This window comes from Flavobacterium sp. MEB061 (assembly GCF_000834715.1).
GTDB lineage: Bacteria > Bacteroidota > Bacteroidia > Flavobacteriales > Flavobacteriaceae > Flavobacterium > Flavobacterium pectinovorum.
In genome coordinates, this window is sequence record NZ_JXQR01000045.1 from 197,244 (window position 1) to 209,973 (window position 12,730).

Annotated in this window: 6 protein-coding genes; 5 read left to right on the plus strand and 1 reads right to left on the minus strand. The window is 32.6% G+C overall.

Annotated features, from left to right (window positions below):
* Positions 1–12 precede the first annotated feature (12 nt).
* Together gldJ and murF are read left to right on the plus strand one after the other, a co-directional pair.
* Positions 13–1,695, plus strand: coding sequence for a gliding motility lipoprotein GldJ (gene gldJ / locus RT99_RS18445; RefSeq protein ID WP_042566207.1), 1,683 nt, complete (start codon positions 13–15; stop codon positions 1,693–1,695).
* A gap of 119 nt (positions 1,696–1,814) precedes the next feature.
* Entirely contained in the window at positions 1,815–3,098 is a 1,284-nt protein-coding gene (gene murF / locus RT99_RS18450) for a UDP-N-acetylmuramoyl-tripeptide--D-alanyl-D-alanine ligase (protein ID WP_042566208.1), read from the plus strand.
* 58 nt (positions 3,099–3,156) lie between these two features.
* Here murF and RT99_RS18455 read toward each other — a convergent pair whose 3' ends face one another.
* A complete protein-coding gene (locus tag RT99_RS18455) occupies positions 3,157–6,036 on the minus strand; it encodes a triple tyrosine motif-containing protein (RefSeq protein WP_042566209.1) in 2,880 nt (959 codons plus the stop codon).
* A gap of 344 nt (positions 6,037–6,380) precedes the next feature.
* On the opposite strand from RT99_RS18455, the gene RT99_RS18460 reads away from it, so the two are divergent.
* The 3 genes from RT99_RS18460 to RT99_RS18470 all read left to right on the plus strand — a co-directional run bounded on the left by RT99_RS18460 (position 6,381) and on the right by RT99_RS18470 (position 12,709).
* Positions 6,381–9,503 (plus strand): TonB-dependent receptor, encoded by a 3,123-nt coding sequence (locus RT99_RS18460; RefSeq protein WP_042566210.1) that lies wholly within the window; start codon positions 6,381–6,383, stop codon positions 9,501–9,503.
* Positions 9,504–9,521: 18 nt separating this feature from the next.
* On the plus strand, positions 9,522–11,063 hold the full coding sequence (locus RT99_RS18465; RefSeq protein ID WP_042566211.1) for a RagB/SusD family nutrient uptake outer membrane protein: 1,542 nt from the start codon (positions 9,522–9,524) through the stop codon (positions 11,061–11,063).
* Positions 11,064–11,248: 185 nt separating this feature from the next.
* Positions 11,249–12,709 carry a glycoside hydrolase family 30 beta sandwich domain-containing protein gene (locus RT99_RS18470; RefSeq protein ID WP_042566212.1) on the plus strand — a complete coding sequence of 487 codons (1,461 nt, stop codon included), beginning with the start codon at positions 11,249–11,251 and terminating at the stop codon, positions 12,707–12,709.
* Positions 12,710–12,730: the final 21 nt, after the last annotated feature.

Consider the following 12,730-nt stretch of genomic DNA (forward strand, 5'->3'; position numbering starts at 1 on the left):
CTAAGAATGAGTATGAAAGTAAACAAAATTGTAGTCTTGCAATTAATGATGTCAATGGTATTGATGTTGGGCACGGCTAGTTGTAGCAAAAAATCGAGTTCAAGCCACGCTTCTAGAGCAACAGGTTGGGATGTAGATAGTCAGAATGGAACTGCTGCTAGAAATGCAGGGAAAAAACAACAGGCTGGTCCTGGGTTAGTTTTTGTTGAAGGAGGTACATTTACTATGGGTAAAGTACAGGATGATGTTATGCACGATTGGAATAACACACCAACTCAACAACACGTTCAATCATTCTACATGGATGAAACTGAAGTTACGAATGGTATGTACTTAGAGTACCTGGAGTGGCTTAAAAAAGTTTTCCCTCCAACAGAAGAAAATTACAAGAATATTTATGAAGGAGCGTCTCCTGATACTTTGGTATGGAGAAATCGTTTAGGGTATAACGAAACGATGACTAATAATTACTTAAGACACCCTTCTTACGCTAACTACCCAGTAGTAGGTGTAAACTGGATTCAAGCTGTTGAATTTAGTAAATGGAGAACAGACCGTGTAAACGAGGCTGTTTTAGAAAAAGACGGATATCTTAAAAAAGGTGCTAAAACTACAGACGTAAGTGCTGAAAGTTTATTTAATACTGAAGCTTACCTTGCTTCACCTTCTACTACTTATGGTGGTAACGAAGAATTAGTATTAAAGAAAAATCCAAACGGAAGAAGACCAAAAGCAAATAAAGATGGTGTAGTAGAAGAAAAGAATGTGTACGCACAACGTTCTTCTGGAGTTATCTTGCCAGAATACAGACTTCCTACAGAAGCTGAATGGGAATATGCTGCTGCAGCTGATGTTGGACAAAGAGAGTACAATATATATAAAGGACAAAAGAAATATCCTTGGTCTGGAGATTATACTCGTTCGGCAAAACGTAAAAATAAAGGAGATCAATTGGCTAACTTTAAACAAGGAAACGGTGATTACGGTGGAATTGCAGGATGGTCAGACGATGGAGCAGATATCACAAATGCTGTAAAAAGCTATGCTGCTAATGATTTCGGATTATACGATATGGCGGGTAACGTTGCAGAATGGGTTGCTGACGTTTACAGACCTATTATTGATAATGAAGCAAATGATTTTAACTACTATAGAGGAAATCAATACGCTAAAAACAAAATTGGTAAGGACGGTAAACTTGAAATCATTACTAAAGAGAACATCAAATATGATACTTTAAGTAACGGTAAAGTTGTAGCAAGAAATCTTCCGGGAGAAATTGCTCAGGTGCCAGTTGACGAAAACGAAACTTACTTGAGAACCAATTTCAGTACAAGTGACAATATCAATTATAGAGATGGTGACAAACAATCATCTAAATATTTTGACTTTGGAGATTCAGAATCTGGAACAAAAGCTGATCAAACAATGTACAACTCTCCTAAACATAATATCACTACAGATAGTTTAGGTAAGGTGTTGAGAAAATATGACAACTCTAGTAAACGTACTACTTTAATCGATGATAAAGTAAGAGTTTACAAAGGAGGTTCTTGGAGAGACAGAGCTTATTGGTTAGATCCGGCTCAAAGAAGATATTTTCCTCAGGATATGGCAACTGATTATATCGGTTTCAGATGTGCAATGTCTAGAGTAGGTTCTAAAGCTGAAAGAAGAAAGTCGCCTAGAAACTAAGTTTTAGAAATTTCAAAATAAAAGATTCCAAATTCCAAGTGCTGAATATTCAGTTTGGAATTTGGAATTTTTTTATGATAACTTTTCTATTTTTACAATTCATAAAAAATGTTTTATAAATGAATATTCAGGAAATTCACAATTTGTTTTTGCAATGTAAATCTGTTTCAATTGATACAAGAAAAATTGAAAAAGGTTCCATGTTTTTTGCTATTAAAGGAGAAAATTTTGATGCTAATACTTTTGCTCAGCAAGCACTGGATTTAGGTGCTTTGTTTGTTGTTATTGACAACGAGTCTTATTTAATAGATGAAAGAACAATTCTTGTTCAAAATAGTTTAGAAACATTACAGGAATTATCAAAATTTCACAGAACATATTTAAAATTGCCAATTATTGCATTAACAGGAAGCAATGGTAAAACAACAACCAAGGAATTGATTAATGTTGTTTTGGCTAAAAAATTCAACACAAAAGCAACAATTGGAAATTTAAACAATCATATCGGAGTTCCGTTAACCTTATTGTCTTTTACTGGTGAAACTCAAATAGGTATTGTTGAAATGGGGGCAAATCATAAGAAAGAGATTGAATTTTTATGTGAAATTGCGCAACCTGATTATGGTTACATAACCAATTTTGGCAAAGCTCATTTAGAAGGTTTTGGTGGTGTTGAAGGTGTAATTGAAGGAAAAAGTGAGATGTATCAATATCTTGCCAAAAATAAGAAAACGGCTTTTGTAAATCTGGAAGATCCAATTCAGATTGAAAAATCAAACGCTATAGATTCATTTACATTTGGAATTAAAAAAGAGAAAGCTGATTTGGAAATTAATAGTATTGAAGCTAATCCATTTGTAGAAATTAAGTATAATGATTTTACTGTAAAGTCTAATTTAATTGGTCTTTATAATGCTAATAATATTAATGCAGCTGTTGCTATAGGAACATATTTTAAAGTTGATACAAAAGATATAAAGGCGGCTATTGAAGGATATGTTCCTGATAATAACAGATCTCAATTATTGAAAAAAGGTACAAATCAAATTATTTTGGATGCTTATAACGCAAATCCAAGTAGTATGGCGGTAGCTATTGCCAATTTTGTACAACTAGACAATCCAAAAAAAGTTATGATTTTGGGTGATATGTTCGAATTAGGGAATGAAAGTGTCCAAGAGCATAAAATCATTGTCGATTCAGTTTCCAATCAAAGTGAATCTGCTTGTTATTTCATTGGAAAAGCATTTTATGAGAGTAGAATTTCAAAAGAAAATATCTGGTTTTTTGAAACCTTTGATGCTTTTGCAGAATACCTTAAAACGATAGATTTTAATGACAATATTATTTTAATTAAAGGTTCGAGAGGAATGGCTCTTGAGCGAAGTTTAGAATATATTTAATTTTTTATAGCATAAATAAACAGCCATTTATCATTATAAATGGCTGTTTTGTTTTAAATTAAATACTCATCAAAAAGCCAATTAAATTTTCTTTCTTATTTAATCCGAGTTTTTTTCTTAATCGATATCTGGCAAGTTCAACACCGCCGCTTGAAATATTCATAATTTCAGCTATTTCCTTTGTTGACATATTCATTAATAAATAAGTAGACAAATCGAGTTCGCGTGGAGAAATCGTCGGATATTTTTCTTTTAGACGTTTTAAGAACTCAAAATGTACATTTTTAATGTGCTTTTCCAAGTCCTTCCAGCTTTTGTCTGTATTGACCTCTTTTACGATACTTTTGTGTAATTTATTGAACTCAAATTTTGTTGAGTCGTCCAGGATATTAGTATCAATGTCTTTGAGTTTGTGAATTATTCCATTTAAGATTTTATTCTTCTTTACAACCTGAAGCGAATTATTTACGAGTTCTTTATCTTTTGCTAAAATTTTAATTTGAAGCTTGTCGCTTTTAAGTTTTTCGATTTCTTTTTCAAGTTCATGTTGTTCATGTCTTATTCTTGATTCTTTTTCAAGATACAATCTTCGTTGTTCTATAGTTTCGTAATATTTATTTTTTCTAATTTTTGATTGAATTCTATTCGAAATAATATATATAGCGGCTAAAACAAAAATAAAATAAATAAGATAAGCCAGAAAATGTCTGTACCACGGCGGAGATATAGTAAAATTTACTTCATTAACATCAGAGACAATACCATAGCTGTTTTTGGCCCTAATTTTCATTGTATAATTGCCTTCTCTCAAATTGGTATATTCTTTAATTGCTACAGTAGACCAATTTCGCCAGCTATCATCAAAAGGTTCTAGCTTATATGAATACAGTAAGTTTTCCTGATTTTCATAAGTTGGTGACGAAAATGTAAATTTAACATGATTTGAACTATAAGGCAGTTTAAATTCTTTTTCTGTTATTTCAAGATTTCCTATAAGAATGGTGTCATCAGTAAATGAAAAACTTTCAATAAATGTGTTTGGTTTCGTTATAAAACTGTTTGATATTTTTGAATCATAATGCGTTAAACCATCCGTTAGGCCAATAAAAACATTGCCGGGATCAATAGTATTTACAGAAATGTAATTATTAACGAGGTTTCCGGTAAGGTTAGAAAACGGAGCCTCTTTTTTTGTGAAACTACCATTTTTGTTTTTTGTTAATACACCCAGCGATTCATTATATGAATACCATAAATTTCCATAAGTGTCTTCTATTAAAGTGTTTATTGTAGGTATGCCCTGGAATAACTGAGTAATTTTTTTGTCTTCAAAAAAAGCTTCTTGTTCTTTCGAAAATCTATAAAAATGATTTTTAGTTTGAAAGTAGATTTTTTTATTCAGTACTTGTAAGCTTCCGATTCCTTTATAGTCTGATGAAAGTTGAGTATGCTTTTTTATGTTATCAAATCTTTTTAAGTCATCAGACAATACCATTTGATATAAATAGGGATCTTTTTTTAGCCATAAAAAATTTCCATCTAATGCTATTTCAAATGTATTTGTAGTTTCGTCAAATCCTTCAACCTGATTTACATATTCAATGCCATTTGCACCCTTTTTAAAAATCGAAAAACCATTATAACTTTCGCCTATTATATAGTTTTCGTGATTCGGAATTGCTTTAAATCCGAAATAACCTTTTGTATCTAGTACTTTCGAAACCCTGTTTTGATCAATCACTAATGCTCCGCTATTACTGGCGCATAATAGCGTGTTGTTTATTACCTGTACATTCCAGGCCTGCGCAATTGTACCTTCAACCCTGCTAAACGGTTCGTCTTTAAATGATTTATTCCAGGTATGATAGAATAATCCCTGATTTGTTGCAACATATAAATATCCATTAAAAAGCAGAGACGAGTAAACGGTTCCGATATTATAACTATAATCAAAAAAGGTGAAAGGCGAATTCTCGTTTATAAAAGTAATTCCATTATCCAATCCCAGCCAGAGATTGTTCTTGCTGTCTACAAATGAAGTTAATATAGTATTGTTTTGAAGCCCTTTTTGACGATTAAGATGTTGAATTATTTTTCCGTTTAAATCACAAACTATGAATCCATTTAATACAGAATTGAGAACGATAAATTTATTTTTTATTATGCAGCCACCCAGTGATGTGTTTTTTTTAATAAATTCATTGGCCTCAGTTTCCCATGGCTTAACTGAATTTCCGTCGGTAACAAAAAGTCCTTTTTCCAGAGTGGCCAAAAGCAAGCGGTTATTTGGTAAAGGAAAAACAGACCAGATTTCCTTATCGTTAAAAACCGTCGAACCTTTAAGTGGAATTAATTTTCCATTTTTATATTCCAGAATTCCCAAAACTTTATCTTGAAAATAGAGTCTTTTATTAACCAAAAATGAAAATTGAAACTTATTGGGCGCATCAATAAATCGTAATTTTTCATTTTTAAAGAAAAATACTTTGGTAAATGATTGAAAAATTATTTCTCCTTTATATAGATGGATCCTCCAAATAAGATTGATGTTTTTGTTTGCTTTTTTATCAATCAATTTTGAAAGTGAAAAGTATTTTAAAACTCCTTTTTCATTGCTTTTAAAATATCCAAATTCATCATTTCCTCCTACAAATATTCTTCCGGTATTGTCAATTTTTACACTTCTTATCGCTGTTCCGTTTGGCAAGGAATATTTATGCCATGTAGATCCATCAAACTGAATTAAGCCACTATTGTTGGCAAAGTACATATTTCCCTTCTTATCCTGATCTATGTTCCAGTTTTGGGTTCCTCCTTTATATTCCGTCCTTTTATAGTTCTTTACCTGGGGCAAACCGACACTTTTTACTTGCGCAAAAAACTGAAAGGGTAAGATAAAAATTACAAATAATGTTAAGAGTGAATTTATGAATTTCATAATTTTTAAGATCTATTTTTATGAGTAATGTTTTATATTTTGATTTAAAATCGAATATCGTGATTATGATTCTATAGTTTTACTTAATTATTTTCAATAAAAGCGAAAATAATTGTTTTTTCATAAATGTAGTGTTTATTTTTATAATTAACATTTCGATAACATTTAATAATTTATACTTAAATAATTAAAAATCAATTTTTTATAAAAAAAATGATGTGTTTTTGTAATGTAATAAAATTTACTTTGATGTGTTTTTGTAATGAATTTTAATTATAAATAGTAAAAATTTAACTTTATTATTGCATCAAATTACTAATTAATTAACCAAAATTTTTAGAAAAATGAAATTAACAAAATTACTTATTTTTTGTTTTTCGTCTCTAATGTTTTCAGTTATCGCAATGGCACAGGACGTTACGGTAAATGGAGTTATAAATGACGAAAGTGGATTACCCGTCCCGGGCGCAACAATATCAGTTAAAGGGACTAAAAAAGCTACTGCTTCTGACTTTGATGGAAAATTTCAAATCAGTGTTCCTTCTAATGGAACTTTAACAGTAACTTTTGTAGGATACGTTACTGTAGATGAGCCAGTAAATGGAAGAACTAAACTGGATATTAAATTAAGACCAGAATCTCAAAACTTAAATGAAGTTGTAGTAGTAGGATATGGTACTCAAAAGAAGAGTGTTGTAACTGGATCAATTTCTAGTGTTAAAGCAAAAGATTTAGAAAGTTTACCAATAACGAGAGTAGAGCAAGCTTTACAAGGTAGAGTTTCAGGGGTTTCTATTGCTGCAAATGCAGGTCAGCCAGGATCAGCGTCTACAATACGTATTCGTGGTTTTACTACATTAAACAATAACGATCCTTTATGGGTTGTTGATGGTGTAATTGTAGATAATGGCGGAATTGGATATTTGAATCAATCTGATATTGAATCTATTGAGGTGCTTAAAGATGGTGCTTCTGGTGCAATTTACGGTTCTCGTGCTGCCGCCGGAGTTATTTTGGTAACTACTAAAAAAGGTAAAGCAGGTAAAATTTCAGTAAACTATACTGGTTATGCAGGAACATCTCAGGCTGCTAAAAAAATCGATTTATTAGATGCTTCTCAATATACAACTATTTTAAATGAAGCATATGTAAATGGAGGTAAAGCTGCACCTTTCGCACCAACAACAGCTAAAGGAACAAACTGGCAGGATGTAATTTTTAATGATCATGCTCAACGGTATTCTCACGAATTAAGCTTTAGTGGTGGTAATGATACTTCGACTTTTTATATGTCATTTGGTTTAACAGATCAGGAGGGTATTATTACAACTGATATTTCAAATTATACAAGAAAAAATATCCGTTTAAACTCTAATCATAAGCTTGGTAAGTATATCAAAATTGGTCAGACTTTAGGATATTCTAACGAAAAAACAATTGGTATTGGTAACACAAATGATGAGTTTGGCGGTCCATTATCATCTGCAATCAACTTAGATCCGTTAACACCATCAATTGTTGGTCCAGAAGCCGCAGTTGCAGGTAGCCCATATGTAAATGCAAATGCGCTTAGAGATGCAAACGGAAACTACTATGGTATTTCTACAAACGTTACTCAGGAAACTTCAAATCCATTAGCTTATACACAAACAAGATTAGGAAATAATGATTTCTCTGAAAATTTTGTTGGAAATATTTTTGTTGAAGCAGAAATTTTGCCTGGATTAAAATTTAGATCTACTGCAGGTGCTAAATTAGCTTATTACGGTTCAGATAATTTTACTCCGGTTTACTACTTAAACGGAGCTACGAAAAAAGATGTAAACGAATTATTTAGATCTTACAAAAAATCATATAGCTGGAATTGGGAGAATACTTTGAATTATGCTAAAAAATTCGGAGATCATAACTTTAGTGTTTTAGTAGGTAAAGGAACTTATGTGGATAACATTACATCTGGTAATGATATCACTTACAGAGGCGTTCCTGCAACAACTCATGCTGACGCATCATTTAACGTTGATATTCCAATTGCTGATAAAATTGCAAATGCTTATAATGCACAAGCTTTAGAGCACAGAGTTGAATCATTATTTGGAAGGTTAAATTACGATTACAAAGAGAAGTATATTTTTACAGGTATTATTCGTCGTGATGGTTCCACACGTTTTGGACCAAACCACAAATACGGAACTTTCCCTTCTGTGTCTTTAGGATGGGTACCGTCTAAAGAAGGTTTCTGGAAAGAAAATGATGTTGTAAATAATTTAAAAATTAGAGGAGGTTACGGTGTAACTGGTAATGACTCTTCTCCGGATTTCTTATATATTTCAACAGTTGGAATTCAAAGAAACTACACTATTGGTGGAAACATTGCTAACGGACAAAGTACAAATGCAATTGCAAACCCTGATTTGAAATGGGAAGAAACAAAACAAACAAACATTGGTTTTGAAACTATGTTATTTCACGATTTCAATTTAAGTGTAGATTTTTTCAACAAAAAAACAGAAGGTATCTTAATGCCAGTTCCGGTTCCGGGATATGTTGGAGCAACAGGAAAAACATATGCTAACTTAGCAGATATGGAAAATAGAGGTATTGATATTGAATTAGGATACCGTAAAAAAATTGGAGCATTAAACCTTTCAGTTAATGGAAACTTCTCATACATCAAAAATGAGATTACTTACCTTGATAAAGGAACTAACTTTTTAGTAGGTGATGAAACAGTTCAGTCGAGTTCTTATGAGATCAACAGAACACAAGTAGGACAAGCTTATAACTCTTTCTACGGATTTAAAACAAATGGTATTTTCCAGACTCAGGCAGATGTTGATAATTATAAAAATGCTGCAGGAAAAGTAATTCAGCCAAATGCTAAACCAGGAGATTTCCGTTGGCAAGATTTAGATGGAGATGGTTCAATTGGATCTAATGACAGAACTTTCTTGGGAACTTCATTGCCTAAATATACTTACGGGTTTACTTTAAACTTAGATTACAAAGGATTTGATATGTTAGTTTTTGGTCAGGGAGCTGGTGGAAACATGATTTATCAAGGTTTAAGAAGACTTGATATTACAAACGCAAACTACCAAACAGAAGTTTTAGGTCGTTGGACAGGACCAGGATCAACAAACAGTTATCCTAGAGTTACTACAAATGACACGAACAAAAACTTTACAAACCCATCTGATTTTAACTTAGAAAAAGGAGATTTCTTCAGATTTAAAACAGTTCAACTTGGATATTCATTTCCAAAAGAATGGATAGAAAGCATTTCATTGCAAAAAGTAAGATTGTACGTAACAGGAGAAAATTTATGGACAATAACCAAATATACTGGTTATGATCCTGAAATTGGAGGGCCTACTACTGCAGGGATGAACAACGTACAAGGTGTTGACAGAGGTTATTATCCTCAGGCAAAATCGTACATGTTAGGAGTTAATTTGCAATTTTAATTAAAAAAATAAAATATTATGAAACTTATAAGTTTTAAACAGTCACTTATGGCATTTGGAGTGTTGCTTACACTTGGAGCGTGCGATACAGATGAAAAATTAGAAGTGAAAGGTGATGGAGTAGTATATGAAGAAAATTTTTATAGAAACGAAACAGAAGCTTATTCAGGTCTTGTTGCCGCTTACGATAAATTAGGAAAGTTTGCAGGAGCAATGGAAAACGCACCTTTATTATTTTTAAACTCTGCATCAGATGATTTCTATGCAGGTGGTGGAGGGCCAGATGACCAGCCAGGTCTTCAGGTTGCGTCAAACTATAGCATAAGCCCTGGAAATATTCCGCCAAATATTTGGGCAGATTATTACAAAGGTGTTGCAAGATGTAATATCATGTTGGCAAAACTTCCTGCTATTCCTATGGATGCTGCTAAAAAAACAAGATTTACTGCCGAAGTAAAAGCTTTACGTGCTTATTATTATTTTGATCTTGTTAGAATGTTTAAAAACATTCCTTTAATCCTGGCTCCTATTGTACTTAAGGAAGAAATTCCATTAGTTGAACAGTCTAAACCGGAAGTAGTATATGCTCAAATCGAAAAAGATTTAAACGAAGCTATTCCTGATTTGCCAATAACATTACCATCAGCTGAATTAGGAAGATTTACAAAGGGAGCTGCAACTGCTCTTTTAGGAAAAGTATATTTATATGACAATAAAAAAGCAGAAGCTGCTGTCGAATTAGCAAAAGTAAACGGAACTACTCCTGGCCAGCCAAGTAGTTATGGTTATAATTTGATGCCTAAATTTTCGGATTTATGGAATCATGCGAACAAATTTAATACAGAATCTATTTTTGAAATTGCTTATACAGATAAATCAAATGCTGACTGGGGTAATTTTGAAAGAGGTGACGATGAAGGAAACGTTGCTGCTCAGTTAATGGGTATTAGAGATTATACCAGAAAAACTGCTGGTATTGCCGCACTTTTACCGGATTATATTAATGGTTGGGGTTTCATGGTAGTTACTAATGATTTAAGAACTGCTTTACTAGGAGATCCGCGTTATGCTTCTACTATTTTTGATGCAGGTACAGCAAGAGGTACTGGAAATACTGATCCTAATGGACTTATAACATATACCGACAGTTATAATGAAACTGGATATCATTTTATTAAATATGCGGCTGTTAATAGCGATATTAAATCGTCTAATCCATTCTTAAATTTTGGTATTAATACTTATATCATTCGTTTAGCTGATACTTATTTGCTGGAAGCTGAAGCTTTAGGAGGGACAGGAGCAAGAGCTCAGGCACTTTTAGATGCAGTTAGATTAAGAGCAGGAGTATTACCGGTCCCCGTTTCTTTAGATGCTATTTATGCAGAAAGAAGATTAGAACTTGCCGGAGAAGGACACCGTTGGTTTGATTTGGTAAGAACAGGTCAGGCTGCTGCTAAATTGGCTTTCAAAGGATTTACTGCAGGAAAAAATGAGGCTTTCCCAATTCCTTACAGTGAATTCAACAATACTAAAATGGTTCAAAACGATCTTTACTAAATTATTTTAAAAATAATAATATCATATAAGAATTGTAACTTCAAATATGATGTTAGTTTGAGTTAAGTTTAAGTTTGGTTGTCAGAATAGCCCATATTCTTTATTGATTATGGGCTATTTTTTAATCAGGTTGACTAAGTTCAAAACGAGATTTGTACAAAAGTCTTACTACTAAAACATATACAATGAAAAAAATTACATTCATTATTACTACTTGTTTATGTTTTTCTTTATCTGTTTTTTCACAAAAGAGCCAAAAACCGGTACAGAAATTTACAACAACCAACAAAAAAATCACAGTTTATACTACTGCCGATAATACAAAATTAAGGTTAACCCCTACAGATAATTTAAGTTTTACACCATCAAAACAACCCATTGAAACAGAGGTTTCGGTTTTTGTAGAACCTTCAAAAAAGTTTCAGACCTTTATGGGAATTGGTGGTGCCGTTACAGACGCAAGTGCCGAAATCTTCGCTAAATTATCTAAAGAAAAACAACAAGAATTTTTAAATGCCTATTATGATACTCAAAAAGGAATTGGATATTCATTGCTAAGAACAACGATTCAGAGTTCTGATTTTAGCAGTGGCAGCTATTCGTACATCGAAGAAGGCGATAAAGAGCTAAAAACTTTTTCGATAGATCACGACAGAAAATACCGTATCCCGCTAATAAAAGATGCTATTAAAACGGCTGGCGGAAAATTAGTTACTTATGCAACGCCTTGGTCGCCAAATGCTTTTATGAAAAGTAATAAAGACGTATTAAAAGGCGGAAAATTATTGCCTGAATATTTTCAGCCCTGGGCAAATTTCTATGCTAAATTTATAAAAGCTTACAACAAAGAAGGAATTCCAATTTGGGGAACATCGGTACAAAATGAACCAATGGCAACTCAAACCTGGGAATCTTGTTTGTATACTGCAGAAGAAGAAAGAGATTTTCTTAAAAATTATCTTGGACCAACATTAAAAAAAGAAGGTTTAGGAGATGTAAAAATTATTGCCTGGGATCACAATCGTGATTTAATGGTACAAAGAGCAAACGTTATTTATTCAGATCCCGAAGCTTCAAAATATGTTTGGGGAATGGGTTTTCACTGGTACGAAACCTGGACAGGCGCTCAGCCAATGTTCGACAACGTAGCAAGAGTACATGAAGCATATCCGGATAAAAAATTAATGTTTACAGAAGGATGCGTAGAAAGATTTGACGACACAAAATATCAGTTTTGGCCAAATGCCGAAAGATACGGAACCTCAATGATCAACGATTTTAACAATGGAACCGTTGCCTGGACAGACTGGAATATTCTTCTGGACGAACGTGGCGGACCAAACCATGTAGGCAATTTTTGTTTTGCGCCTATTCATGCCGATACAAATACAGGTCAGTTAATTTATACACCATCATATTATTACATCGGACATTTTTCAAAATTCATTCGTCCAAATGCAGTTCGAGTAAGTAGTGCAGTAAGCAGAAGCTATTTGTTAAGTACTTCATTTTTAAATACTGATGGTAAAATGGCTACCATTGTAATGAATCACACCGATAATGAAATCACATACAATTTTATCATTGGAAACGAAAAATCAATAGTTAAAATTCCGGCGCACGCAATACAAACGCTGGTTTATTAATTTTTCACAATAGTAAAAGAC